Source organism: Persicobacter psychrovividus, from assembly GCF_036492425.1.
GTDB classification, from domain to species: domain Bacteria; phylum Bacteroidota; class Bacteroidia; order Cytophagales; family Cyclobacteriaceae; genus Persicobacter; species Persicobacter psychrovividus.
Genome location: NZ_AP025295.1, coordinates 172319 through 197997, shown reverse-complemented (window position 1 = coordinate 197997; position 25679 = coordinate 172319). Strand labels below are relative to the sequence as shown.

The 25679-nt window shown below is 40.3% G+C and carries 26 protein-coding genes; 22 read left to right on the top strand and 4 right to left on the bottom strand.

From position 1 onward, the window contains the following. Positions 1-132 precede the first annotated feature (132 nt). The 9 genes from AABK40_RS19715 (at position 133) to AABK40_RS19675 (ending at position 9403) form a co-directional block, all read left to right on the top strand. On the top strand, positions 133-1521 hold the full coding sequence (locus AABK40_RS19715; protein ID WP_338398864.1) for an exopolysaccharide biosynthesis polyprenyl glycosylphosphotransferase: 1389 nt from the start codon (positions 133-135) through the stop codon (positions 1519-1521). 103 nt (positions 1522-1624) lie between these two features. Beyond that, the gene (rfbG, locus tag AABK40_RS19710) at positions 1625-2755 is read left to right on the top strand and encodes a CDP-glucose 4,6-dehydratase (RefSeq protein ID WP_338398863.1); all 1131 of its coding nucleotides are present in this window, start codon (positions 1625-1627) and stop codon (positions 2753-2755) included. Next, complete coding sequence (locus AABK40_RS19705) at positions 2727-3287, top strand: dTDP-4-dehydrorhamnose 3,5-epimerase family protein (RefSeq protein ID WP_332921825.1); 561 nt, start codon at positions 2727-2729, stop codon at positions 3285-3287. Before rfbG ends, AABK40_RS19705 begins: the two co-directional genes overlap by 29 nt. Then, positions 3274-3801: a dTDP-4-dehydrorhamnose 3,5-epimerase family protein gene (locus AABK40_RS19700; RefSeq protein WP_338398862.1), complete on the top strand. Its 528-nt coding sequence runs from the start codon at positions 3274-3276 to the stop codon at positions 3799-3801. The genes AABK40_RS19705 and AABK40_RS19700 overlap by 14 nt, the downstream gene beginning before the upstream one ends. Before the next feature lie 11 nt (positions 3802-3812). After that, a complete protein-coding gene (locus AABK40_RS19695) occupies positions 3813-5075 on the top strand; it encodes an NAD(P)H-dependent oxidoreductase (RefSeq protein ID WP_338398861.1) in 1263 nt (420 codons plus the stop codon). A gap of 2 nt (positions 5076-5077) precedes the next feature. Beyond that, positions 5078-6067 (top strand): beta-1,6-N-acetylglucosaminyltransferase, encoded by a 990-nt coding sequence (locus AABK40_RS19690; RefSeq protein WP_338398860.1) that lies wholly within the window; start codon positions 5078-5080, stop codon positions 6065-6067. Continuing rightward, positions 6067-7041, top strand: coding sequence for a beta-1,6-N-acetylglucosaminyltransferase (locus AABK40_RS19685; protein WP_338398859.1), 975 nt, complete (start codon positions 6067-6069; stop codon positions 7039-7041). Before AABK40_RS19690 ends, AABK40_RS19685 begins: the two co-directional genes overlap by 1 nt. Positions 7042-7043: 2 nt before the next feature. Further along, entirely contained in the window at positions 7044-8276 is a 1233-nt protein-coding gene (locus AABK40_RS19680; protein ID WP_338399076.1) for a glycosyltransferase family 61 protein, read from the top strand. Continuing rightward, positions 8255-9403 carry a glycosyltransferase family 4 protein gene (locus tag AABK40_RS19675; protein ID WP_338399075.1) on the top strand — a complete coding sequence of 383 codons (1149 nt, stop codon included), beginning with the start codon at positions 8255-8257 and terminating at the stop codon, positions 9401-9403. Before AABK40_RS19680 ends, AABK40_RS19675 begins: the two co-directional genes overlap by 22 nt. Here the strand turns inward: AABK40_RS19675 and AABK40_RS19670 are convergent. Continuing rightward, positions 9396-10550, bottom strand: a complete 1155-nt coding sequence (locus AABK40_RS19670) for a glycosyltransferase family 4 protein (protein ID WP_338399074.1) — start codon at positions 10548-10550, stop codon at positions 9396-9398. The two genes, AABK40_RS19675 and AABK40_RS19670, sit on opposite strands and share 8 nt — an antisense overlap. A gap of 81 nt (positions 10551-10631) precedes the next feature. Between AABK40_RS19670 and AABK40_RS19665 the strand changes: the two genes are divergently transcribed. Continuing rightward, positions 10632-11471 (top strand): glycosyltransferase family 2 protein, encoded by an 840-nt coding sequence (locus tag AABK40_RS19665; protein ID WP_338399073.1) that lies wholly within the window; start codon positions 10632-10634, stop codon positions 11469-11471. A 143-nt stretch (positions 11472-11614) separates the two neighbouring features. On the opposite strand, the gene AABK40_RS19660 is transcribed toward AABK40_RS19665, so the two are convergent. Then, positions 11615-12772 carry a porin gene (locus AABK40_RS19660; protein WP_338399072.1) on the bottom strand — a complete coding sequence of 386 codons (1158 nt, stop codon included), beginning with the start codon at positions 12770-12772 and terminating at the stop codon, positions 11615-11617. Between the two features lie 152 nt (positions 12773-12924). Next, the gene (locus AABK40_RS19655; protein WP_332921835.1) at positions 12925-14283 is read right to left on the bottom strand and encodes an ammonium transporter; all 1359 of its coding nucleotides are present in this window, start codon (positions 14281-14283) and stop codon (positions 12925-12927) included. Between the two features lie 562 nt (positions 14284-14845). Here AABK40_RS19655 and AABK40_RS19650 point away from each other — a divergent pair. The 10 genes from AABK40_RS19650 (at position 14846) to AABK40_RS19605 (ending at position 24071) form a co-directional block, all read left to right on the top strand. Beyond that, positions 14846-16162, top strand: a complete 1317-nt coding sequence (locus AABK40_RS19650; protein ID WP_338399071.1) for an MATE family efflux transporter — start codon at positions 14846-14848, stop codon at positions 16160-16162. A 167-nt stretch (positions 16163-16329) separates the two neighbouring features. Continuing rightward, on the top strand, positions 16330-17904 hold the full coding sequence (locus AABK40_RS19645) for a GAF domain-containing protein (protein ID WP_338399070.1): 1575 nt from the start codon (positions 16330-16332) through the stop codon (positions 17902-17904). 92 nt (positions 17905-17996) lie between these two features. Next, positions 17997-18704 carry a DUF4197 domain-containing protein gene (locus tag AABK40_RS19640; protein ID WP_338399069.1) on the top strand — a complete coding sequence of 236 codons (708 nt, stop codon included), beginning with the start codon at positions 17997-17999 and terminating at the stop codon, positions 18702-18704. A 217-nt stretch (positions 18705-18921) separates the two neighbouring features. Continuing rightward, positions 18922-20079 (top strand): ergothioneine biosynthesis protein EgtB, encoded by a 1158-nt coding sequence (gene egtB / locus AABK40_RS19635; protein WP_332921839.1) that lies wholly within the window; start codon positions 18922-18924, stop codon positions 20077-20079. Between the two features lie 20 nt (positions 20080-20099). Next, a complete protein-coding gene (gene egtD, locus AABK40_RS19630) occupies positions 20100-21041 on the top strand; it encodes an L-histidine N(alpha)-methyltransferase (protein ID WP_338399068.1) in 942 nt (313 codons plus the stop codon). A 331-nt stretch (positions 21042-21372) separates the two neighbouring features. Beyond that, positions 21373-21651 carry a hypothetical protein gene (locus tag AABK40_RS19625; protein ID WP_338399067.1) on the top strand — a complete coding sequence of 93 codons (279 nt, stop codon included), beginning with the start codon at positions 21373-21375 and terminating at the stop codon, positions 21649-21651. A gap of 326 nt (positions 21652-21977) precedes the next feature. Next, positions 21978-22256, top strand: a complete 279-nt coding sequence (locus AABK40_RS19620) for a hypothetical protein (RefSeq protein WP_332921843.1) — start codon at positions 21978-21980, stop codon at positions 22254-22256. Positions 22257-22583: 327 nt separating this feature from the next. Next, complete coding sequence (locus tag AABK40_RS19615) at positions 22584-22862, top strand: hypothetical protein (protein ID WP_338399066.1); 279 nt, start codon at positions 22584-22586, stop codon at positions 22860-22862. A gap of 325 nt (positions 22863-23187) precedes the next feature. After that, positions 23188-23466: a hypothetical protein gene (locus AABK40_RS19610; protein ID WP_338399065.1), complete on the top strand. Its 279-nt coding sequence runs from the start codon at positions 23188-23190 to the stop codon at positions 23464-23466. Positions 23467-23792: 326 nt separating this feature from the next. After that, positions 23793-24071, top strand: coding sequence for a hypothetical protein (locus AABK40_RS19605; protein ID WP_338399064.1), 279 nt, complete (start codon positions 23793-23795; stop codon positions 24069-24071). A gap of 184 nt (positions 24072-24255) precedes the next feature. Here the strand turns inward: AABK40_RS19605 and AABK40_RS19600 are convergent, their stop codons facing one another. Continuing rightward, positions 24256-24477, bottom strand: coding sequence for a hypothetical protein (locus AABK40_RS19600; RefSeq protein WP_332920345.1), 222 nt, complete (start codon positions 24475-24477; stop codon positions 24256-24258). A gap of 209 nt (positions 24478-24686) precedes the next feature. Here AABK40_RS19600 and AABK40_RS19595 point away from each other — a divergent pair, with 209 nt between their 5' ends. Beyond that, positions 24687-25253, top strand: coding sequence for a YeeE/YedE family protein (locus tag AABK40_RS19595; protein ID WP_338399063.1), 567 nt, complete (start codon positions 24687-24689; stop codon positions 25251-25253). 1 nt (position 25254) lies between these two features. Further along, positions 25255-25674, top strand: a complete 420-nt coding sequence (locus tag AABK40_RS19590) for a DUF6691 family protein (protein ID WP_338399062.1) — start codon at positions 25255-25257, stop codon at positions 25672-25674. Positions 25675-25679: the final 5 nt, after the last annotated feature.

Genomic DNA, 25679 nt, shown 5'->3' with positions numbered 1-25679 from the left:
TTTTTTATGCCCAAAATTTTGGGTTCTTCATAAAATGAGGGTGTTGATATGATATTGATCGGTAGGGAGTAACCCGTCTTTATAAAGTAAGTTATCAAAATATATAACATCACTTAACTCAACAGAGCCTCGATGAAAGTAAGATTTAATAAATTTTGGTTGGTTTTTTTAACGGCCATTGATCTGGTTTTTGTATTTAGCTCGCTGCAAATAGCTTATTTGCTGACTTTTAAAACCAATGAGATTGAAGACTACTATTTGTCTTTTTTTTTATTCTACAGTATTGGATGGGTTGTTTCTTCTTTCTTTTCGCATATAGCACGACTGCAATGGGACACCGACCTCAAGGAAATTCTTTTGATGAATCTGTACGGCTTTATCATGCATATCATAGCCGTAATTGGTATTGTATCGCTTTACGATAACCTGGCCTTTTCTTATAGTTTCATTTTTTTCGCTGCTGTTTTGACCCTCTTGTTCACTTCAAGTGTTCGCATTGTCTTTTTCTTTGTTTTGGAGAATTTCAGTCATAAGGCACAAGAGCATTTCAATGTGGTGGTTTATGGCGTGAATGAGGATATGCGTAACCTTCGACAGTATTTTATTAAAAATCAGGACCTCGGGTATAAATTTTCAGGTATTTACGGACAAGCGGATCGGGCTCCTGATTCCATGGAATTTTTAGGGAATTTTGAAGCTTTGAAGAGCAAGCTGGACTCTGGGGCTATCGATATGATTTATATTACAGCACCGATTGAGACCCACTCGATGAAGGAATGGCATGAATTTTCGGAAAATTGTGATCGTAATTGTATTCATTTGGGGATGTCCACTAAAATGTCTGTGCTCTTGGACCGAAAAGTGAAGGAGGTTGTTAATTTTGGAGGGGTAGATATTGTACTGAAAAGGCCTTTGCCCCTGTCAAATTATTCAAATGTATTGGCAAAACGAATATTTGACATTGTGTTTTCCTCTTTTGTCATATTCTTTATCTTTCCTTTTATTCTGCCCATCATTGCTTTGATTATCAAGCTGGAGTCACCTGGTCCTATTTTCTTTAAGCAGTTGCGACCGGGTAAGAAAAATAAGCTGTTCAAATGTTATAAATTTCGAACCATGCGGGTAAATAATGTAGGGGCGTTGCAAGCCTCCAAAAATGACCCACGGATTACCCGTTTTGGTGCCATTATGCGAAAAACGAGTATTGATGAACTGCCACAATTTTTTAATGTACTTTTCGGTGATATGTCGGTGGTTGGTCCTCGGCCAAATATGGTTATTCAACTTGAAGAGTTTGGGAAGACGATCAGGTCCTATTCCGAACGTCATATGGTAACCCCAGGCATTACAGGTTATGCACAAATTAATGGTTTTAGAGGGGAAACACGAGCTGATGGCGCCATGGAGAAACGTGTTCAGTACGATGTTGAATATATGGAGAATTGGACCTTAGGCCTTGATGTGAAGATCATTTTTCTGACGGTGTACAATATGATACGTGGGGAAAAGAATGCTTATTAAACATGAAAATTTTGAACTTTTACCATATTCAGTACAACCTTTGACCTAATGCAAGGTTATTTCATTAAGTAGTCATCTGTTTGTCAACCTAAAAAATGAAGCGGTGAGTAATATTTTAGAAAAATTTAAGGGACGTCGTGTGTTAGTCACAGGGCATACAGGTTTCAAAGGAAGCTGGTTGAGTATTTGGCTTAAGCACCTTGGTGCTGAGGTATTCGGCTATGCTTTAGCTGCTGAGGAACAGTCGCTGTTCAATGTTACCGACTTATCGACTCAAATTCATCACTTTGAAGGAGATGTGCGCAATTTTGAGCAACTCAATAATTACATTCGATCCGTTGAGCCTGAAATTATTTTTCATCTTGCAGCTCAACCTTTAGTGCGTTACAGTTATGATCAGCCCAAGGAAACCTATGAAGTCAATGTCATGGGGACCCTGAATGTTTTGGAATGTGTCAGGCACCTTGATCGCGAATTGACGGTGATTTGTGTAACAACAGACAAAAGTTATGACAATAAAGAATGGATCTGGGGTTACCGTGAGAACGATGCCATGGGAGGGCATGACCCTTATTCTTCCTCCAAAGGTTGCTGCGAATTGCTGATTGATTCTTATAATAAATCATATTTTTCGGGCGACAATGGTGCGCGGGTCAAGTTAGCCTCTGTGCGTGCAGGGAATGTGATCGGCGGCGGAGATTGGGCCAAAGATCGAATTGTACCCGACTGCATAGCGGCATTGGCTGGTGATCAGGAAATTTTAGTCAGAAACCCTTATGCCACCCGACCCTGGCAACACGTTTTAGAGCCGCTCGGTGGTTACCTTTTATTGGGAATCAAATTACTGACCCAAGAGACGAATGTTGATCGACTAACTGGGGCGTTTAATTTTGGCCCTTCGATAGCCTCCAACAGATCAGTAGGAGAGCTTGTCGATAATATTGTAAGCCAATGGGGAACTGGCGTGTGGATCAATGGTTTTGAAGGAGATGCGCCACATGAAGCAAATTTACTTAATCTAACCATTGATAAAGCGTTTCATTTACTGAATTGGCTCCCGGTCTGGGACTTTGATGAAACGGTCAAACGGACCGTGTCATGGTATAAAAATTATCAGAAATCTGATACACTTATCTTGTGTAAAGAGCAGATTCTTGATTATCAATATTCTTTTTATCAGAACTACAAAAAACAAATAAACCAATATGGAACGCCTGCCCACCCCGCTGAATGATTGTTTTGAAATTAAAATACCTGCTTTTGCGGATGAGCGAGGTAAATTGGTGAAGCTTTTTCATCGCCCAAATTTCGATGCCATTGGTATTAATGCTCACTTTAATGAAATCTATGTTTCAGAATCTCACAAAGGGGTTTTGAGAGGGCTTCATTTTCAGTCCCCCCCCTTTCAGCACAGTAAAATTGTGGGCTGTATTCAAGGGTCATTGTTTGATGTTGTGGTTGATATCCGTGTGGGAAGTGATACTTATGGACACAGTTACAGTACCATTTTAGATGCTCAAGCACCCAAGCTTTTGTATGTCCCTGAAGGCTTTGCACATGGTTTTGTGGCCTTGGAAGACAATACCTTATTCACTTGCATGTCGAGCCACGAATACAGTGCCGAAGGCGACGCTGGATTGCTATGGAGTTCGATTGATGTGGAGTGGCCCAAGCTGGCGCTGTCGGTTTCCGAGAAAGATCAAAATCAGCCTGCGCTTCAAAATTTTGAATCACCTTTTCAATACATATTAAATGATCCTTCCTGAGACTGAAACTTACCGTTTAATTTCTCCACGCGTAAATCAGGGGGATCATCGTGGGCGCTTTGTAAAGTATTTTTCTGCCGACTCAGCTGAGGAGGTGATTCCTATGGTAGAGTCCTTTTATTCGACAAGTGCAAAAGGCGTTATTCGTGGAATGCACTTTCAGTCTGGGGAATATGCCCAAGCTAAATTGGTTACCTGCGTTTATGGGGAAATTCTTGATGTGATTGTTGATTTACGGAAGGATCAACCCACCTATGGGGAGGTATTTTCTACGGTTTTATCCTCGGAAAATGCCAATTGTTTGTATATTCCAGTAGGGTTTGCTCACGGATTCAAGACCTTATCTGAGCATGCGACAGTGCTGTATCACTGTACGGCTGCCTATTCAGCACAGCATGAAGGCGGCGTACATCTGGACTCGTTGGGTTTTGACTGGGGAGGAATTGATGCCGACTTACTTTCCGTACGCGACAAATCCTTTTTACCCCTTGAAACTTTTAAGAGCCCATTTTAACCTGTACCGATATGCTCATTATTGATTCTAAATTAAGACAACGCGAAAAAGATAAAAGCCCAATCAAAGTGGGCTTAGTTGGCTTCGGGGCAATGGGTAAGGGGATATACAATCAGATTTTTCTGCATACACCAGGCATGACGGTAACTGCAATCCTGAATCGGTCGGTAGATCATATTTTTCAATTTCTGCAACCATATAGTAATCGTGAACTGATCGGTGAACATGATTTCTTCAATTTAACACCTGCAGTACATTCTGAACTGGAGATATTCTTAAAAGAGGATTTTGATATTATCGTTGAGGCAACGGGATCAGTTGATTTTGCTTTAAATGTGGGTAAAAAAGTCATTGCTGCGGGTAAACACCTTCTATCATTTAATGCCGAACTTGATGCTACTTTTGGTCCTTTATTGAAGAATTTAGCAGAGCAAGCAGGGGTTATTTATTCGGGCTCCGATGGTGACCAGCCGGGAGTTATTATGAATCTATATCGCTATGTGAAGCAAATGGGGCTTAAGCCTTTGGTGTGTGGCAATATTAAAGGTTTGCAGGACCGATACCGTACGCCAGCAACCCAAAAGAATTATGCAAAGACTTACGGACTCAGCCCACAAATGGCGACCAGTTTTGCTGACGGCACCAAAATTTCTTTTGAACAGTCTGCAGTGGCCAATGCAACGGGCTTTGGGGTGAATCAGCGAGGGATGAATGGCTTTGAATTCAAAGGTCATATTGACGAGGCCAAGAAATTCTATGACTTCGAATCGCTGAAGGCCAACGGTGGGATCGTTGATTATTTGGTAGGAACCTTGCCTGCTCCCGGTGTTTTTGTTTATGCTTATTCCGAAGACCCTATCGCACACCATCATCTTAATTATTATAAGCTCGGGAAGGGACCACTATATTCTTTTTATAACCCCTATCACTTATGCATTTTTGATGTGCCCACTTCCATTTCGAGGGTAGTGGATTTTGCAGATCAAATTATTGTTCCAAAGAACGGAATATATGTTGAAGTGGTGGCGATGAGCAAAACAGACTTGAAAGCGGGTGATCGGATTGATGGAATTGGAGGTTTTAAGACTTATGGCGTTTGTGAGAACACTGCTATTGCCAGACGTGAAAATCTTTTGCCCATGGGTTTAGCTGAAGGAGCGATACTCAAGCGGGCTATTCCCAAAGATCAACCTATCACGGTTGCGGATGTGGAATTGAAGTCAGAAGATTTATGGTGCGATTATGAGTTGCAGTTTTCTTTAAACTTTGTTTAAGCATGAAATTACTTTACGTCATATTGTTTCATAAAGAACCGAAGCAATTGTTTCGGTTGGTGGACAGGCTGTCGGCGGAAGGCAATCATATTGTTTTACACATTTGTAAAAATGTGACCGATCAGATGCATCAAAAAGTTAAAGCATTTTTCTCAACCTATCATCAAGTTCACTTTTGTGAACGAGTAAGGGGAACATGGTGCACTCACAAAACTGTGGAAGCCATGTGTAATGGGATGAAATACGCCATAGATCATCAATTGGAATTTGATTATTGTTCCGTGATTTCTGCGCAAGATTACCCCATTAAAAATAATGCATTTATTCAGGAATTCTTTACTAAAAACAAGGGGAAACAATTCATCAATTATTGGGATATGCAACCGATTATTAATGCTAATGAGCCCTATTATAATACCATTTTGCAACGTGAACGCGTAGATCGGGAAACAAGTAAGTTTGAAAATTATACTTTCTTTTACCGTGATAAAATTAGGATTGAGATTCCTGGTAATCATAACGCTCAGGCAAAACGATTTTTGGAAAAAGCATCTAATTGCGTGAAAAAGCTTGTTGGCTTGATAATTCACAAGCGGAAATTCCTGAAGGGGATGCACCCTTATGGCGGCTCAGACTGGTACAGTTTGAGTTACGATGCTATAAAATTTATTGTGCAGGTTTATGAACAAAAGCATCATCCCATCAATAAATTCATGAGGACAGTGGCCTGTAGTTCTGAGATTTACTTTCAGACCTTATTGTTAAATTCCGACTTTCGGGATCAGGTGGTAAATGATAACCTGAGGCTCATTATCTGGCCAAAAAAAAATTGGCATCCTGATATTATTCAGTCCAAAGATATACAGACTGTCCTGGAATCAAATGCGCTGTATGCCCGAAAATTTGATCAGCAGGTGGATCAAGAAATTTTTGATCTTATTGATCAGCAATTACTCTTTACAAATGTTAAAACTTTGAATTCATCTACTTAATGAAATTGACTTTTGTGATCTTATATCATAAAAATCCAATCCAACTATTTCGATTGGTGAATCACTTAACCGGCCCATCCTGTTCAGTGGTAATTCATGTATGTAAGAATGAATCCGAGGAAAATTTCAATAAAATCAAAACCTATTTCTCAAACTATGACAATGTCAGGTTTTCAAAAAGGAGCCGAGGGAGGTGGGGTGGTTTTTCTCTGGTGAAGGCCAGTTTGGATGCCATGCAGTTGGCTGTTGATGAATTTCAGTTTGACTATTTATACCTCATCAGTGGGCAAGATTATCCTGTGATCAGTTCCTCAGAAATGATGTCGTTTCTGAAAGATCACCGAGGAAAAGAGTTTATTAATTATTGGCCCATGAATCCGGCCTATCTTTCGGAGGATTACTTTAATGTTGTTAAACAGCGCCATATTAAAGACCACAGTAGGCAGCAGGACCGATACAATCTTTATTATTTCTGGTGGAAAGGTCAAAAAAAGGCGTTCCCTGGGCATTTTAATCAGCATATATCATCAAAAAAAGAATGGTTGATTGAGTTTGTAAAACGTGGGGTACATGCTGTTGTTCCTCAGAGATCATTTATGTCAGGCCTTGCGCCATATGCAGGTTCCCAATGGTTTACCCTTAGTTTTGATTGTGTGAATTATTGCCTTCAGGTGGCGAACCGTCGTTTGGACTATGTGAAGTACATGCAAAAGGTGAGTGTGCCTGATGAGATGTTTTTTCAGTCCATTATTCTAAATGGCGATTTTCAATCCAAAGTGATTAATCATAATTTAAGAGCTATTTTTTTTAGTGATCAGGAGGGACCGCAGCCACATCCGGAGATATTGGATGAAAGTTACCTGCCAAAAATATTGAACTCAAAGGCGCATTTTTCCCGTAAATTTGATATGGATTTTGATGAGAAGATATTGAATTTACTGGATGAGCATAATTCGAAAACCCAACAGCTATAACTATGTCGATATTGAATAAATTGAAAAGAAAATTGGGCGAAATGGCATTGAATAATTTGCCAAGAAATACCTCGCTTAAGCCGACGGGCTATTTTGATGCCTTTTCCGGATATTTCGCTAAATTCCCTGAAAGCAAAGTGAAGGTTTTTGCGATTTACCCTTCTCTCACCACTAAATTAGTCGTCGACAAGGCATTCTACGATGCTTTTTCTTCCTTTACTAAATATGACCCTGCAGTTGAAAGTGGCGATAATGTAACGTTGTCTTGTACAACGGATTATAAATTGGCTGTTATTCCTTATGGTCGCATTATTGCCAATAATGTGTCAATGGTCGCCGTAATTACGGAGGAGAATCAGTTGCTCTCGGAAGTTTCTCTTCAGTATGATGTAGACAGAGAAGCTAAAGGCAAAGACAGCCTGGTGTTTCGCAGAAAATATTTCTCTACACCATTATTTATTAATGGTACTGTTTTTAACATGCTCGGTGGCGGTGGAACGATTAATAATATTGGGCATTGGATGTTGGATGCGTTGGCGAGGTTGAACTTTCTGAAAGAGGCAGGTTTGTTTGATGAGGTAGATTATTTTCTCGTACCGAACTTTGCTCATGAATTTCAAAAGGAAAGTTTGCAGCTATTTGGAATCGCACCAGAGCGAATTGTGGTTGCCGATGGCGAAACGCACTTTCAGGCAGAACGTTTGATTTCCACAAGCCACCCACGCGGTGCACGTAGCTATTTGGTTCCGCATTGGTTGATCTCATTTTATCAAAATACGATTGGCGAAAAAGCGAAGGCACTCAACACAAATTATCCCTCGAAAATTTATGTAAGTAGAAGAGACTCCAAATTGAGAGGAATAGAAAATGAAGACCAACTAATTTCCTTTCTCGAAAGTGAAGGTTATACCACTTTAGAAATGAGTAAATATTCTTTACTGGAAAAAGTGGCGATTTTCCAACAGGCTGAAAGTATTATCGGCATGTCGGGGGCTGGTCTGATCGGACTACTGTTTGCAAATCGGGGGATGCAATTTCTTGAGCTGTTTCCTCGGGGATTTGTCCACTCTCTTTATTATAATATTGCAAATTTCCTGGATATGGATTATCAATATTTGATATGTGATTCAGCCTCAAAATCCGAAGATATTAAAAAGGCCCAACTTGAGGATATTCGGGTTGATATTTCAGACATAAAAAAAATTACTGACGGATGGAAGGTGCCAAAGTACTGATAATTCAAAAATCCCTGCCACATTATCGTCTTACTTTTTTTGAGGGCTTACGGCGATTTTTATTGACCAAAGGCGTTGAGCTTTCCTTGGCTTATGGAAATGGAAACAAGGAGGATCAAAAAAAACAGGATTTAGTAAAGCTGGATTGGGCCATTCCATATGAGAATGAGGTGTTTTCTGTGGCGGGTAAAGAACTTTATTGGCAACCACTGCTGCATCTTGTGGCAGATTTCGATTTGGTAGTGGTTGAGCAGGCGAATAAACTTTTGCTCAATTATATGCTGATGGTCAGGAAAAAAAAGAATGGCTTTAAGCTGGCTTTCTGGGGGCATGGCATTGCGGAGAATATAGGGGTTTCCAAAACTTCAAAGTTATGGAAGCAGCGTCTATTTCATCAGGCAGATTGGTGGTTTGCTTATACCCGAGGTGTGGCAGATTTGCTTAGCCGTTTCGGCATTGATTCTTCCATAATTACGGTGGTGCAGAATGCCATTGATACCAAAAAATTGCAGGCGGATTTTGAGGCGGGTTCTCAGGAAGAGCTTGATTTAATAAAAGAGACTTATAATATCAAGGGCAACTGTTTGGGGATTTATTGTGGGGGGATCTACGAGGAAAAGCGTAGTGCTTTTCTACTGGATGCCGTTATTGCTGTCAGGGAACAAATTGCTGATTTTGAATTTATTGTGGTTGGGGCAGGCTGTGAAGATTTTTATTGGAAAAATGCTGCCTTAGCCTATCCTTTTATTCATTATTTGGGTCCTCAATTTGGTGCCCAAAAGGCGGCTTTGTTAAAACTGTCTGATGTGTTTTTGTGTCCCGGGCTCGTTGGGCTTGCAGTGCTCGATGCATTTGTTACGCAGTGTCCATTAATCACGACGGATTATCGTTATCACAGCCCAGAGGTGGATTATTTGGAGCATGGGTATAATGGTTTAATCACCGATAATACACTTGATGATTATGTGCAGGAGGTCGTGGCCTTGCTTGAGGATGAACAGCGATTGAATGAGATGAAAACCGCTTGTGCTATTTCTGCCGCAAAATACAGCATTGAACATATGGTTGATAATTTTGGAAAAGGGATATTGTCGGCCTTGCAGCCAACACTAAATACAGTTAGTTAACAGGTGTTTTGATTAAGGAGTCATATATCGAGGACAGTAATTTTAAATTTTGTTCAGGAGTATAATTTTCCTGGTAAGTTTTTCGAGCTTGCTGAATTAACTGTTCAGTAATGGTATATTCTTTAATTATTTTTGCCAGATCTTTGGGGTTTCCCCATTGGAAGTGAAAACCATTATGGCCATGTTGAACCAAATCTCGAACATTTTCAATGTTGGAACAAATGATCGGTGTACCAGTACTGAAAGCCTCAATGATGGTCATAGGTAAGCCTTCATACCATTCGGAGAGAAACAATAAGGCACTGCAACTTTTTAGTTTCGCAGCAATAAAATCCTTGTCTTGAAAACCGTGATATTTGAGCATGGGGTATTTTAAGCTCGCAGCTATTACCTCCTCACGTAAAGGGCCATCACCGATGATTTCCACTGGCTGATGAATATTTGGCATGGCTTTCAGTAAAGTCGGAATACCTTTCTCTTCCGATAAACGCCCAATAAACAGTAATGCATTATTTCTTTTATTAAGCTCACTCAGGCCAAAATCAGGAATGAAATTGGGCTTGACCACCGCTTGACTTTCTGAAATATCCATATGACTATTCAGAAATGTTGCTTTGGCAAATGGGGTTAAAAAGATGAATTTGCTCACGCCTTTAGTGAAGGTGGAATTTTCGTGATGATATGCCAGCATACTGGCGAGGTGAGCACTTTTCAAAGCGGAGTTTTTAAAGCATTTATGCCGGATGGCGGGGCTGCTAAACGTTTTATTGACACACAAAGTACAAGGCTGCTGATTGCGGGTTAATAAGCCTGATGGACATAGCAACCGATAATTGTGGATGGTCATGACCAGTGGAATGCACAGTTTTGTACATACTTGAAAAATGGCGGGCGAAAGCTTATAGAAAAAGTTGTGTAAGTGGATGACATCAGGCTGGAATTGGTCAATTTTTTCCATCAGCCTTTTTTCACTTTCTCTATTATTGAATACTTCCCACAGGAATGCGGGAAATTGAAGTTCTTTATTTGAAAAGACCAAGGTATCTACTTCAAATTTCTTTTGTAAAAGCGTGGTTTCGTGTTCAAAAACAGTATCCTCACCACCATGTTGGAGATAACGAGTATGAACAATCAGTATTTTATGCATATTGGATTTATAAAAGGCTAACGTAGGAACCAAGTGCAACATATTTGGGTTTATATATTTGATTAATACAAATGTCAGCCCATGTTATATATTGTTATCCCTGTATTTAATAGAAAGGAATTCACTAAAGAATGTTTACTTTCTTTGCAACAACAGTCAAGAAAAGATTTTAAGACCATCATAGTCGATGACGGTTCTACGGATGGAACGGCGGAAATGCTCGCCGATGAATTTCCTGAGGTATTGGTGATGAAAGGCCATGGAGATTTATGGTGGACGGCCTCGATTAATATGGGGATCCGTGAAGCACTGCGTTTGGGTGCTGATCGTGTAATGACCCTAAATAATGATACCCTTGCACCAACCCAATGGATCGAAAAGATGATGAAAGCTTCTGAGGAGCTGCCTTCTGCGCTTATTGGAGCACTTAATGTTGAAAATGGCAGTGGGAAAATTCACTACGGAGGAGAAAAAATCAATTGGAATGTATATACAAACACCAAGTTGATTGATGAATTGCCTACGGATCAATTGCAAGGATTGCACCTGGTGACCCACTTTCCTGGACGAGGCCTTATTATTCCCAAAGAAGTGTTTGATAAAGTTGGCTTGTTTGATCAGGAGGGTTTGCCCCATTATTATGCCGATTATGAATTTACCTATCGGGCAAATGCGGCAGGATTTAAGATCTATTGTAATTACGATGCACCTTTACTCACTTATCCTGAGGCTTCTGGAGACCAGGCGCTCCGTAAAAGAAAAACGTTTTCAGCCTATTGGGATCACCTTTTCGGCATAAGGGGAGGAGGGAATCTGCGGAATTTTACCCGTTTTACCTTGAGGCATTGTCCTAAAAAATATTTGCCCAGATATATTGTTGAGGGGTATTCAAGGCGATTATTAGGCTATTGGATCAGTTGATCAATCAGGTTTTTTTTAATTGAAATTCCCTTTTTCTGCTTCCCAGTATTGGGAGGCGAACGGTTTGACCCCATGATTTTAACACAAAAAAACACCCTCTCGGAGAGAGGGTGCCACAACCCTGAAATGAATCAGAGTCTTATTTAGAAACTAAATACAGCCGCTAGCATCGCTTGGAAACCGCTATTCTGCATAGTTCCATCCAAGTTTGTAAATTGTACGTCCATGTCATCTATGTTATCAGACAATACATCGTATCTGATTTCTGGAATCAAACGAAGTGGTCCGATATTATAATTTCCTGAAAGGGTCAATGCTGTGGCATTGATTTTAGTGCTACCGTCAAAATTTTCTTGTTTTACGGAAGTTGCGAAGTATTCTCCTCTGAAGCCTAAACCAAATTTCTCAGAAAGGCTATAGTTTAAATACATGGCTGCACCACTGAACTGGTCAGTAATATCTCCGGCTTCGTCCTTAATAGTTGTAGGGGCAATCGCACCGTTAAAACCAATTAGGAAATCATCATTTACTGTATATGTAGTTGTGATATCAAATTCCTGAGTGAATACTAAATCACCATCTGCTGATCCACCGATATAGTTCAAATATACATCCCACCCTTCAACAGGAGCGAAGAAGATCTGACCACCAAAATATTTTGGATTGATAGAAGCAAATTTGGTGTCAGTTTCATTGAAGATTCCTGCCATTACCGCAAATTTGTCAGAGAATGCATAATCCGCTTTCACACCTGTATGGTAAAATGGACCATTAGAGAAAAGGTATGAAGTAGAGTAGTTGTAGTTACCATTAGCATCGATAAGCTCATAACCCACATGCGTAGAAAAATTACCCATTGTGAAGGTCAGTTTTTCAGTAGCAGCCCAAGTAACATATAATTGTTTGATGATAGAAAGGTTATTATCGACAATAGTACCGTCATCTGTCTCAATCGCCTGGCCGTTGGCTTGAATCGCACGAGGTCCTACGGCTAAATCGGCTACGAAACCTACATTCCCTACTTGCTTAGAGAATACGATGTTAGCCATTCCCAAAGAGAAGGAGTTGTTACCATCTGCAAATGAAGTCAGGGATTCCTTAACATTTGAGTAGCGGTAATAAGTATCTATAAAACCAGAAATTTCTAATGGACTTTTTTCTTCTGGCACTGCTGATTCCTCTTTTGCTTCTTCATTTTCAGCTGTTGGCTCATCATTATTTTCTGCTCCAAAGCTTAATGTTGTCCCAAATAGACATAGTGATAGGACAAAAAGGGATATTTTTGTAAATTGAAGTTTCATACTTCTATTGGTTTAGAATTTTCGATTGTGAAAGGTTGGAAATACTCGTTTGGCGATGAGATTCCATAGGAAGTTTATCATTCATTGTGAAGATTGAATGATGTTATTTTAAGCAGGGAGTATTGGCGTACTCCCTGCCTTTTTTTTAGTTTTTATTCATCGTAAACGATAGTATATCCTCTGATACCATGCTCGTGGCTATCCATACCTGCTTTTTCGTGTTCCGCAGATACTCTAATTCCCCAAATAAGATCCAATACCTTGAAAATGGTGAATGATGAACCGAAGGCTACGGCACCTGCCACAGCTACACCTACTAATTGGTGCTGGAACTGCTCTAAACCTGCTTTTGCTCCAAACATTCCTACAGCTAACGTGCCGAATATACCACAAGCCAAGTGAACAGCTACTGCTCCCACACAGTCATCTAATTTTAGTCTGTCTAAGGCTACAGCGGCCATTACTACCAATGCTCCTGAAATCAATCCAATGATAATAGCTTCTAATGGGCTCATTAAATCCGCGCCAGCTGTAATTCCTACCAAACCTGCAAGAATACCGTTCAATCCCATTCCAAGGTCAAGGCGTTTGAATACAAAGTTGGCAGTCAAAATTCCAGATACCGCACCTGCACAAGCTGCAAGAGAAGTGGTTACCAATACAAGGGAAGTCGTTGCTGGGTCTGCTGAAAGTACAGAACCACCGTTAAAGCCGAACCATCCCAACCATAATAAGAATACACCAATTACAGCTAATGGCACTGAAGAACCTGGGAAATCGTTGATCTCACCATTTTTACCATATTTTCCGATACGTGGTCCTAAAATGATGATTCCTGCCAATGCAGCCCATCCACCAACAGAGTGTACCAATGTAGATCCAGCGAAATCATAGAATCCTAATTCAGCCAAGAATCCACCACCCCAATGCCATGATCCGATCAATGGATAGATGAAAGAAACGTAAATGGCAGTGAAAATCAGGTAACTCGAAATCTTAATTCTTTCAGCTACTGCACCTGAAACGATGGTCGCTGTTGTAGCGGCAAACATGCCCTGGAATAAAAAGTCTGTCCAGTAAGTATAACCTGTGTTGTAACCAAGGTTAAGCGCGCCTTCTGCATCTACTGGAGGTGTAAGCCCAAAGCCGATACCGAAAATACCATCAAAAATCCACTCCGATGGATACATGATCATAAAACCGACAATGGCATAACTAAGCAAACCAATTGCTGGGGTAAGGGTATTCTTGAAAAGAATGTTTACCGTGTTTTTCGCTTGGGTGAAACCTGCCTCAACACCTGCAAAACCCAGGTGCATAATAAATACAAGGGCGGTTGCCAGCATCATCCATACATTATTTGCGGTTAGCGCGTTGGAATCAACTTGTGTTTTTAAAGCGGTTAGTGCTTCTGCTGCAGAGGCACTCTCTGCTACTGTGCTCGGGGCCAATGTCTCAATGGCTGATGGAGCTAATGCCAACAGGCTGTCAGCTGCTGTAATAGTAATCATAAATAGATTGGTTAAAGAGTATAAGTTTCTAAATGTTTGGTTAAACAAAGAATAATCATCGGTTGCGCTGTAAATTGACGATATATTCTTTTGACTATCACAATGTAGTAGAAATTATAGTTTTTAAAAAATTGCACTTCATTTATGTAATTATTGTGAAAGTGATCAGGGATACTCTGTTCTGATTAATAATATGGCAATATTTGCGTTGGTTTTTTTTCAATTAGTCATTTTTCGATGCCTCATATTGATATTATTGCAAATTTTAGACATAATAAAAACAATAATTAGTATAATAATTTTTATTTAAGTTGATGTTGTGATGAAATAAATGATAAAATATCATGTACTTTTTCATTGTAAGGGTAAAATTTTAACCTGAATTCGTAAAAATTCATAAAAAAATTAAAAATGAGGGTCAAAAATTACCCTTGGGTGAGGCGGTGCTATTGTGGCGGTTTAGGCGACTGATAAGAGAGCGGTATTATTCTGTATTTTTTTAAGATCATCTGAAGGGTACGCTCTTCTTCAGGAGTAATTGCTAACTTGCAGGATGGTTAATGTGAATAACAAAATTTTAAGGTTGGCCGTGCCCAATATCATCAGTAATATTAGTGTTCCAATTCTTGGGATGGTAGACATGGCACTATTGGGACATTTAAAAAGTCCATTATTTCTGGGTGCGATGGCACTGGCAAGTGTGATATTTAATTTTTTGTACTGGTCTTTTGGCTTCCTGCGTATGGGTACCACAGGCATGGTGGCTCAGGCTTTTGGTGAGCAAGATGAAAACCTGCTGACGAATCTCTTTTTTCGAGCGACAATTATCGGATTGTCCATAGGCCTGGTCTGTATTGTATTTCAATCGGGAATTAGTCATCTGGGCTTTTGGCTTGTAGAAGGGTCAGAAAGTTTGAAAGCAGAGGCGGTCCGATATTTTTCGGTCAGGATTTGGGCTGCCCCTGCAACGATAGGGCTGTATGCATTAATGGGTTGGTCCATCGGGATTCAGAATGCGCGCCTGCCAATGTTTATCACTCTGTTAATCAATTGCTTGAATGTTGCGCTGTCCTATTTGTTGATCTACAAATATCAGCTGAATGTAGTTGGTGCCGCAGCGGGCACCCTCGTAGCGCAATATGTAGGTTTTCTTTCCATGCTCTTCTATATATTATATAAATATAAATGGCTTAGGATTCACTTCAATTTGCGGGCGATTTTCAATAGCGCTGATTTGCTGCGCTTCTTTACGGTGAACCGTGACATCTTTATCCGCACCATATGCCTATTGCTGGTTTTTAACTATTTCACATCTGCATCTGCTGGTCTTGGTGCCGATATTTTGGCAATGAATACCCTGTTAATGCAGTTTCTGATGTTCTTTTCTTACCTGATAGACGGATTTGCCTATGCCGCAGAAGCCTTGGTCGGGGAATTGATAGGAGCGAAAGCCTATACGGAACTTCGACGATTGATTCAACGGCTGTTCCTCTGGGGAGGCAGTATCTCTATTGCCTTTTGTGTTGTTTATGGCTTTTTCGGCCAGAATATTTTACACTTATTAACTGATCAGCAAACAATTCTTGACGAGGCAAGTGCATTTTTACCCTGGCTTGCCATTTTGCCCGTGGTGGCCTTTGCCTCTTATTTATGGGACGGCATATATATCGGTGCCACCGCTTCAAAATGGATGCGAAACACGAGCTTTCTTGCGGCATTCGTGGTCTTCTTTCCTATTTATTTCTCTGTCCGACCTTGGTTTCCTGTTCATGGCTTATGGTTTGCAATGATATTTTATATGGGAGCACGTGGGTTATTGCAATGGCTGTTGTTGGGGAGAGCAATTCCGATCTTGAAAAGGAATATTGAAGATATTTGAGGCGGATTGAATTAAAATAGTTCCATTACGCTTCATTAATTATCAATATTTTTTTAGTTTAAATAACATGAATATTGATAAGATGATTGAAGATTGTAATCACTCTTATTAAATTGCGATGAATTATCAGGTCTTAATTTTTTTAACTTGATCTTATTTTACCCAACATGAAAAAATTTTTCTCTCATCCCTTGGCAGTTTCTGTCATTTCTATTGTGGTCACTTTTCCACTGCTGTTGCTTGTTACTTTACAGTTAACACTCACAGAAAATACCCCGCAGGTTCTTCTATTTAAAAATATATTCTACGGGATTCTTGGTGTTTATTACATCGTTGCCGCTTGGATTATCTTCTATTTTACCAAAATGGTCGGTAAGCAGATCGGCGCAATTCTCGTTGGCCTGGAAATGCTTTTTGATGGGCATTGGGGGAAGGTCAAGAAATCCAACAAGAAAAACTGGAGCACACCTTATCGCTCAAAACTGCATGTTTTCAGTAACTATTTATTTAAAGCCACTGCTTTTGTGGAGCAGCTCGGGGATAAGCAAGTGAAAAATAACGATCTCGACTTTGAATTGTTGAATGAAAATGATCAGTTGGGTAAGAGTTTGCTGGCACTTCGCGACAGGTTACAAACGGTAGCTGAAGATGAAGAAAAGCGCAACTGGACCAACGAGGGGCTGGCTCAATTTACTGGCCTGCTTAGGGAAATTAATCAGGGGGAAAACGCGAGTGCCTTTGATCAGTTTTTATCCAATTTGGTAAAATATATCGGTGCAACTCAGGGGGCAGTTTACATCACTGATCAGCAGCCTGAAGGGAACATGATGCTTAAAATGGTGGGCTGTTATGCTTATGACCGTAAAAAATATATTGATAAATCCATTGAGATTGGCGAGGGGCTTGTAGGACAGGCTTATTTAGAAAAGGCTCCTATATTCTTGACCGATGTTCCTGACCATTATTTGAATATTCGTTCTGGATTGGGCGATAGTGCCCCGCGTTGTGTGGTCATCATTCCACTGATCTACGGAGAAGAGGTACAGGGGATTTTAGAATTGGCCTCTTTTGAAGTGCTTCAGCCTTTTCACCTTGGGTTCCTTGATAGAATAGGAAACAACGTTGCGGCAGCTATTTCCTCTTGGCGCACGAGTGTCGAAACCAAAGACATGCTCGAGAGATTGCAGGAAAGTGAACATGAAACCCGTCAGCAGGAAGAAGAACTGAGACAGAACCTTGAAGAACTTTCAGCAACGCAAGAAAACATGGAACGTTTGCGTAAGGAGAAAGAAGAGGTTTTGAATATTGAACGTGAAAAATTTGAGAAGACGACCAAACTTTACAGACGTATCCTTGATAGCCTTCCTAATAAAGTTTTCTTAAAAGACGCTGATTGTCGTATGGTATTGGTCAATGATCGTACGCTTGAAGTAATGGGTGGTGACGAATCAAAAATTCTGGGTAAAAGCGATATCGACTTTTTCGGGGTAGCTGACGGCACACCTATGGTCAATGAGGAAAAAGAGATCATTAAAACTGGTAAGCGTGATTACCTCCAAAAAGAAATGGATAAAATTTCAGGCGGACAAGACAAGTACCTTCATACGACAAAAATGCCATTGTATGTGGATACTTTAGATCAGGTAGGGCTTTTGGGAATTCAGTTTGATGTAACTGAGCAGGAGCGACTAAAGCGTGAGAATGATCAGCTAAAAGAGGCCTTGACTGAAATCAAAGAGTAATTGAATCAAGTGGGCAATTTGCCGATAAGATTTAAACCTTTCTCGTCATATCACGATCGATTTAGAGTAGCGAGATCATTTAAAAGAATAATATGAAAAACAGAATTGCGTTTTTATCATTGGCACTGGCCTTTATAATTTCATCATGTAGTGTGGTGCAGTCGCTGAGTTCGGGGGAAGTAGATAAGGCCCTTTCTCAAATGTTGGATTTGGGGACGGAACATGCTGTTGCCGCTTTAGGTGTAAAGAATGGCTATTTGCTCGATGAGGATGCGAAAATCCCGCTCCCTGCCGAAGCACGGGCTGTACTGGAAAATGATGCGGTTAAAGCGGTGATTGGTAAATATGTAGACGATATAGAAACGGGTATTAATCGCAGTGCAGAAGCCGCAACCGACAAGGCGGAAGCCTTATTTAAGAAGGCCATTCGGGAGATGAGTTATCAGGATGCATATGCAATTTTGCTTGGTTCAAATGGTAATGAGGCCACAGAATACCTCAAAAGACAAGCTTATGATGAGTTGAAAAGTGAATACCATGCACCGATCAATGAGCAGCTTGATAAAGCAATATTAGCGGGTAAATCGACCAATGAGTTGTACACATTATTTGCATCGACTTATAATGCGATTCCGTTCATCGGAGGAAAGCTTGAAGCTGATAACCTGCCTGATTATGTTACAGAGAAAGCCCTCGATGGCTTGTTCGTAAAAATCGAGCAGCGGGAAAAAAAAATCCGGGCAAACCCTACCAAATACGGAAGTGATTTACTTACCCAACTTTTGAGCACATCAAAATAAATATTGGTCTTTGATCCTCTTTGGGATGGTTGAATGACCAAATAAATCGAGAAGATATTGTTGGGTTTGGGCATTGAAAAGCGCTGTAATTTTTTAATTATGGCGCTTTTTTTTCGTTATGGTTGCCTCATGGCGGATAATATTCAAATAGATTTGATTAAGTATAAAATATATTCTAATTTATCTGAGAAAATACTCATTACTCAACCCGAAACTTGTGAATTTACTCAGTTATTATCGAGATGTCCGTGCTCGTTCATTGATGATATGCTCTCCTTTAGCCATTGAAGATTATATCCCTCAACCCTCTGTTGATGTCAGCCCACCCAAATGGCACCTGGGGCATACCACTTGGTTTTTCGAAGAAATGGTGCTTGCGGTACACTCTAAAGAGTTCAGCAGGTATAATCCGAAATACGCCTATGTATTTAACTCCTATTATGAAACCATCGGCGATCGGGTAGAAAGGCCTCAGCGTGGCTGGATGTCTCGCCCAACCGTTTCGGACGTCCTGGCTTATCGTCGTTATGTCGATGAGCGAATGGAATGGCTGATTGAAGGGATTTCTTTTTTTCCGAAAGAGGTGAAGGATCTTGTGATTTTAGGCCTACAACACGAGCAGCAACATCAAGAATTACTCTATACAGATATAAAATATACCTTAAATCTTAACCCGATGGTCCCTGTTTATGAAGAGGACGCCGAATTGGTGAATGATTACAACAGTGATCAGGGATTTTTGGAAATTCGGGAAGGGCTGTATGATATAGGTTTTGAAGGAGAGGGATTTTGTTTCGATAATGAAAAAGGACGACACAAAGTTTTTCTACCTGCCTTCAGTATTGCAAAAGGCCTGGTGACCAATCAGGAATACCTCGAATTTATTGAAGATGGTGGGTATGAAAAACACGATCTGTGGCACGCTCAGGGTTGGGACTGGCTGAAGAGCAATCAACTGGAACACCCGATGTATTGGCGTAAAGAAGAGGGGCATTGGAAGCAGTTTACTTTGGGCGGACTGATGGATCTGGACCCTCATGCACAGTTGGCGCATATCAATTATTATGAAGCTTATGCATTTGCACAATGGAAAGGTATGCGATTGCCTACTGAATTTGAATGGGAAGTCGCTTCAGGGCAATTGTCTTGGGGAAGCCGTTGGGAATGGACACAGTCTGCTTATTTACCCTATCCTAAGTATCAAAAAGCTGAAGGAGCCGTAGGAGAATATAACGGTAAATTTATGGTTAGTCAGATGGTTCTTCGGGGGGCTTCAGTCGCTACTTCGCCAGATCATAGCAGGCCAACTTATCGTAATTTCTTTCATCCTGAACTCTCATGGCAGTTTACAGGTATCCGTTTGGTTCAGAATTAATCTTTTAACTCCCCCCTTTTATGCGCTCAGGTTTTCAAAAAGATGTGGACAAAGGTCTTTCATCGCCCAAAAAGTTTATCCCTTCCAAATATTTTTATGATCAGGTAGGTGACCGTATTTTTCAAAAAATTATGAGCCTGCCAGAGTATTACCTCAGCAGGTCGGAGTATAAAATTTTTGAGGAGCAGGGCGTTGAGATTGCTCAGGCTTTACCCTTTAAATCTGCTTTTGATATTGTGGAGCTGGGGGCAGGGGATGGGTCAAAAACCAAATTGCTTCTAAAAACACTGAACGCTTTAGGGCTTGAGTTTACCTACCGTCCTGTTGACATTTCTAAAGCGGTACTTGAGCAATTGAAAAGTAATATTGTCGCATTTTGTCCCGAAATATCAGTGGATCCTCTTGCTGGCGATTATTTCGATATTTTGCCTCATTTAAGTACCACAGATAAGCCCAAGCTATTCTTATTTTTGGGCTCCAATGTAGGAAATTTTCAGCCTGCAGAGGCCGAGGCATTTATACAGATGATCTCTAATGTCATGCATTCAGGCGATTTACTGATGATCGGCATGGACCTTCAGAAACGGCCCCAGTTGATAGAGAAAGCTTACAATGATAGTCAGGGGCTCACGGCCTCCTTCAATATGAACTTACTGCAAAGGATGAACAAGGAACTCGGCGCCAATTTTGATTTGGATCAGTTTGAGTTTTACGTTCACTATGATCCTGTGAGAGGGTTTGTCAATAGTTTTCTGGTGAGTCTTGAAGATCAGGAAGTGGAAATATTGCGGTTGAACAAAAGCTATAAGTTCCGTGAAAATGAATTAATACATACAGAGTTATCTCGGAAATTTAATGAGGAGCAGATCGAGCGGTTAGCCTTCCGAACGGGATTTTTTGTCCGAAAGGAATTCATGGACCCTGATCACTATTTTGTTGATAGCCTGTGGGAAAAAGTATAATCGACCTTTTTAGGTCATAAGTGAAGAGAAATTGGCAGACATTCGTTCTGCCTTTTTTTATACCCCAACTTTTGCGAAAAATTTTGAAAAAAGTTTAAAAAAAATGGAGGCTAAAAATGACCCCTCGAATATCATTTTAGGCAGGTGAATGATCTATCAGACTTCAGATTTAAATCAGCTTTCGGAACGGATTTAACATTTGTGCTGAAATGGGATAAAAAGTAAACGGACTGATAATTAGCGGCTTTTGTTTGATAAATATCCAAATGCGGTATTCAATAGTTATATGCACTATTCTAATTGAAAGGTTTATACTAAAACAATTTGGAAAATGAAAAAGGTCTTAATTTTAGTCGGTGCATTATTGGTGTTTGGGGTAAACGCTGAAGCGCAAGTTAAAAGTAACAAAAATGCGGTAGCGAAAGCCCGTCTGGAGAAGCTGAATGGTAATGCCACGGTTCAGGACTTTGAGGCTTACAGCCAGTCAGATAAAGCAGGGCGAGCGCGGCAGGTAGAATTAGTCCGTGTTCAGGAGATTGATGAGCAAACAGAAACGCATACGGTACAACAAGTCCGCAGTGACAAGAGCAGCCGTAAGTTGGTGAAATAAAACTAAATAGATAGGATTAGGGATTACAGGCAGACATTCGTTCTGCCTTTTTTTATGCCCCAACTTTAGCGAAAAATTTTGAAAAAAGTTCAAAAAAAATGAAGGCTAAAAATGACACTTCAAATATTATTTTAAGCAGGTGAATGGTCTGTCAGACTTCAGATTTAAATCAGCTTTCGGAACGGATTTAACATTTATGCTGAAATGGGATAAAAAGTAAACGGACTGATTTTATGTTCTCTTGATTGTCCAAATATCCGAATGCGGCTTTTCAAAGTTGTTTGCACTATTCTAATTGAAAGGTTTAACTTAAAACAATTTGGAAAATGAAAAAGGTTTTAATTTTAGTCGGTGCATTATTGGTGTTTGGGGTAAACGCTGAAGCGCAAGTAAAGAGTAATAAAAATGCGGTAGCGAAAGCCCGTATGGAGAAGCTGAATGGTAATGCCACGGTGCAGGACTTTGAGGCGTACAGCCAGTCAGATAAAGCAGGCCGGGCGCGGCAGGTAGAATTAGTCCGTGTTCAGGAGATTGATGAGCAAACAGAAACGCATACGGTACAACAAGTCCGTAGTGACAAGAGCAGCCGTAAGTTGGTGAAATAAAACTAAATAGATAGGATTAGGGATTACAGGCAGACATTCGTTCTGCCTTTTTTTATGCCCCAACTTTAGCGAAAAATTTTGAAAAAAGTTCAAAAAAAAATGAAGGCTAAAAATGACACTTCAAATATTATTTTAAGCAGGTGAATGGTCTATCAGACCTCAGTTTTGAATCAGCTTTCGGAACGGAATTAACATTTATGCTGAAATGGGATAAAAAGTAAACGGACTGATTTTATGTTCTCTTGATTGTCCAAATATCCGAATGCGGCTTTCCGAAGTTGTTTGCACTATTCTAATTGAAAGGTTTAATTTAAAACAATTTGGAAAATGAAAAAGGTTTTAATTTTAGTCGGTGCATTATTGGTGTTTGGGGTAAACGCTGAAGCGCAAGTTAAAAGTAACAAAAATGCGGTAGCGAAAGCCCGTATGGAGAAGCTGAATGGTAATGCCACGGTGCAGGACTTTGAGGCGAGCAGCCAGTCAGATAAAGCAGGGCGAGCACGTCAGGTGGAATTAGTCCGTGTTCAGGAGATTGATGAGCAAACAGAAACGCATACGGTACAACAAGTCCGGAGTGACAAGAGTAGCCGTAAGTTGGTGAAATAAAACTAAATAGATAGGATTAGGGATTACAGGCAGACATTCGTTCTGCCTTTTTTTATGCCCCAACTTTTGCGAAAAATTTTGAAAAAGTTCAAAAAAAATGAAGGCTAAAAATGACCCCTCGAATATCATTTTAGGCAGGTGAATGATCTATCAGACTTCAGATTTAAATCAGCTTTCGGAACGGATTTAACATTTGTGCTGAAATAGGATAAAAAGTAAACGGACTGATTTTATGTTCTCTTGATTGTCCAAATATCCGAATGCGGCTTTCCGAAGTTGTTTGCACTATTCTAATTGAAAGGTTTAATTTAAAACAATTTGGAAAATGAAAAAGGTTTTAATTTTAGTCGGTGCATTATTGGTGTTTGGGGTAAACGCTGAAGCGCAAGTAAAGAGTAACAAAAATGCGGTAGCGAAAGCCCGTATAGAGAAGCTGAATGGTAATGCCACGGTGCAGGACTTTGAGGCGTACAGCCAGTCAGATAAAGCCGGGCGAGCACGTCAGGTGGAAATAGTCCGTGTTCAGGAGATTGATGAGCAAACAGAAACGTATACGGTACAACAAGTCCGTAGTGACAAGAGCATCCGTAAGTTGGTGAAATAAAACTAAATAGATAGGATTAGGGATTACAGGCAGACATTCGTTCTGCCTTTTTTTATGCCCCAACTTTTGCGAAAAATTTTGAAAAAAGTTCAAAAAAAATGGAGGCTAAAAATGACACTTCAAATATCATTTTAAACAGGTGAATGGTCTATCAGACTTCAGATTTAAATCAGCTTTCGGAACGGATTTAACATTTGTGCTGAAATGGGATAAAAAGTAAACGGACTGATTTTATGTTCTCTTGATTGTCCAAATATCCGAATGCGGCTTTCCGAAGTTGTTTGCACTATTCTAATTGAAAGGTTTAATTTAAAACAACTTGGAAAATGAAAAAGGTTTTAATTTTAGTCGGTGCATTATTGGTGTTTGGGGTAAACGCTGAAGCGCAAGTTAAAAGTAACAAAAATGCGGTAGCGAAAGCCCGTATGGAGAAGCTGAATGGTAATGCCAAAGTGCAGGATTTTCAGGCGCAGAGTAAATCAGATAAAGTTGGACGTGCAAGAGCAGCAGAACAGGAAATGGTAAAGCAGCAAGATCTTGAGAATGATACCCTCACTGTTCAGAAGGTGAAAAGTGATAAATCAGGCAGAAAAATTGTAAAATAATTGATAAGCAGTAGCGTTGAAAGGCAGGAGTAATCTTGCCTTTTTTTGTGCGCTAATTTTTCAGGCCATCATCCATGAAAATTAATTTTCAACGGGCTGAATAAGCAATGCCATAAGTAGGTTAATCGATGACCGCCTTTTATAAAAATAGGGGAATCGTGTTTCGTGGGTGCTCTCTAAAGGCCTATTTCACCAAACTGATTCTGCCTTCCGTCAGCCATTGGTTTACCCGATATACACTGATAATATTTCGTGACCGATAGACTGGCTTATCGGTAATATATACCATGTACTTTTTGGGATCGTTAGGGTATGTTTTTTCCTCAATACTAACAATCTTCATTTGGCTATTGCCCATCTGAAGGGTCGTGCCTACCGTCAAGGCATCATTATTTTCATTATTCATGTGGTAAAGATAATTATTATTTCAGGCTAATGATCTGTCAATTATCATGTTTTGAAAAATAGGCGTTTATCGTGCCTATTGAACCTTTTCCTTCAGTAACAATAGTCACTAAAGTTGTTGATGGGCTGCATTACTTTTGTTATCAGTTAAGAAAAACTGCTCAAGTCATTCGATTTCAGCAGTTCATGTTTATCAGTAATTTGTAAAAAATGACGGATTGGATTTATCAGCCTTGGCCTTGGTGGGTCGCTGGCCCTATTATAGGGATGGTGTACCTTTTCTTGCTTTATTTTGGGAAAAGTTTCGGGATTTCGGCCGTGCTTCGTACGGCTTGCACTATGGCTGGTGCAGGGAAAAAGTGTGAATTCTTTAATTTCGACTGGCGTACACAGCGCTGGAATTTGCTGTTCATTTTTGGGGGAGTCCTCGGAGCATTTGTAGCCCACCGTTATTTGAATGGCGTCGCGGGGGGCATTGCAGTGAATGCGCGCACGGCAGTGGCTTTGGCAAAATTACATATTGTCAGTTATCAGGATCATTTTTACCCTACTGAGTTGATGAGCTGGAAGGCGCTGTCTGCGGTTCAAGGTTGGGTGGTTCTTGCTTTAGGTGGCTTTTTAGTAGGCTTTGGGGCGCGTTATGCTGGAGGTTGTACTTCAGGACATGCCATCAGTGGTTTGTCTAACTTGCAGTCGCGTTCGCTGTTTGCCGTGATCGGCTTCTTTGTAGGCGGCCTCTTGATGGTACATGTTTTATTACCCTTATTTTTAGCTTAGTATGTTGTTGAAAGGTTTAAAATACATCGGACTCGGATTTGTTTTGGGAATTATTTTCACCAAGTCCGAAATTATTTCGTGGTTCAGAATTTATGAAATGTTTCAGTTTGATTCATTTCACATGTATGGTATCATTGGTTCGGCAATTGCGGTGGGTGCCTTAGGGACTTATTTGATCAAGAAGAATGATGTTCATGATCAAAACGGTCAGGCGATCACGATTGCTGATAAGTCAGGGAGCCCAAAGCGTTATATCTATGGAGGGCTGATTTTTGGTTTCGGTTGGGCACTTTCAGGTTCTTGCCCAGGCCCAATGTTTTTTATCTTGGGGACTGGCGCGAGTTTCATGCTCATCACCATTGTATTTGCGATATTGGGAACTTTGACCTATGGTTTGCTGCGGGACAAGTTGCCTCACTAAAAATT

Coding starts and splice junctions, on each gene's coding strand:
- AABK40_RS19715 (WP_338398864.1), top strand. CDS start 133: ATGAAAGTAAGATTTAATAAATTTTGGTTGGTTTTTTTAACGGCCATT.
- AABK40_RS19705 (WP_332921825.1), top strand. CDS start 2,727: ATGGAACGCCTGCCCACCCCGCTGAATGATTGTTTTGAAATTAAAATA.
- AABK40_RS19700 (WP_338398862.1), top strand. CDS start 3,274: ATGATCCTTCCTGAGACTGAAACTTACCGTTTAATTTCTCCACGCGTA.
- AABK40_RS19695 (WP_338398861.1), top strand. CDS start 3,813: ATGCTCATTATTGATTCTAAATTAAGACAACGCGAAAAAGATAAAAGC.
- AABK40_RS19690 (WP_338398860.1), top strand. CDS start 5,078: ATGAAATTACTTTACGTCATATTGTTTCATAAAGAACCGAAGCAATTG.
- AABK40_RS19685 (WP_338398859.1), top strand. CDS start 6,067: ATGAAATTGACTTTTGTGATCTTATATCATAAAAATCCAATCCAACTA.
- AABK40_RS19680 (WP_338399076.1), top strand. CDS start 7,044: ATGTCGATATTGAATAAATTGAAAAGAAAATTGGGCGAAATGGCATTG.
- AABK40_RS19675 (WP_338399075.1), top strand. CDS start 8,255: ATGGAAGGTGCCAAAGTACTGATAATTCAAAAATCCCTGCCACATTAT.
- AABK40_RS19670 (WP_338399074.1), bottom strand. CDS start 10,550: ATGCATAAAATACTGATTGTTCATACTCGTTATCTCCAACATGGTGGT.
- AABK40_RS19665 (WP_338399073.1), top strand. CDS start 10,632: ATGTTATATATTGTTATCCCTGTATTTAATAGAAAGGAATTCACTAAA.
- AABK40_RS19660 (WP_338399072.1), bottom strand. CDS start 12,772: ATGAAACTTCAATTTACAAAAATATCCCTTTTTGTCCTATCACTATGT.
- AABK40_RS19655 (WP_332921835.1), bottom strand. CDS start 14,283: ATGATTACTATTACAGCAGCTGACAGCCTGTTGGCATTAGCTCCATCA.
- AABK40_RS19645 (WP_338399070.1), top strand. CDS start 16,330: ATGAAAAAATTTTTCTCTCATCCCTTGGCAGTTTCTGTCATTTCTATT.
- AABK40_RS19640 (WP_338399069.1), top strand. CDS start 17,997: ATGAAAAACAGAATTGCGTTTTTATCATTGGCACTGGCCTTTATAATT.
- egtD (WP_338399068.1), top strand. CDS start 20,100: ATGCGCTCAGGTTTTCAAAAAGATGTGGACAAAGGTCTTTCATCGCCC.
- AABK40_RS19625 (WP_338399067.1), top strand. CDS start 21,373: ATGAAAAAGGTCTTAATTTTAGTCGGTGCATTATTGGTGTTTGGGGTA.
- AABK40_RS19620 (WP_332921843.1), top strand. CDS start 21,978: ATGAAAAAGGTTTTAATTTTAGTCGGTGCATTATTGGTGTTTGGGGTA.
- AABK40_RS19615 (WP_338399066.1), top strand. CDS start 22,584: ATGAAAAAGGTTTTAATTTTAGTCGGTGCATTATTGGTGTTTGGGGTA.
- AABK40_RS19610 (WP_338399065.1), top strand. CDS start 23,188: ATGAAAAAGGTTTTAATTTTAGTCGGTGCATTATTGGTGTTTGGGGTA.
- AABK40_RS19605 (WP_338399064.1), top strand. CDS start 23,793: ATGAAAAAGGTTTTAATTTTAGTCGGTGCATTATTGGTGTTTGGGGTA.
- AABK40_RS19600 (WP_332920345.1), bottom strand. CDS start 24,477: ATGAATAATGAAAATAATGATGCCTTGACGGTAGGCACGACCCTTCAG.
- AABK40_RS19595 (WP_338399063.1), top strand. CDS start 24,687: ATGACGGATTGGATTTATCAGCCTTGGCCTTGGTGGGTCGCTGGCCCT.
- AABK40_RS19590 (WP_338399062.1), top strand. CDS start 25,255: ATGTTGTTGAAAGGTTTAAAATACATCGGACTCGGATTTGTTTTGGGA.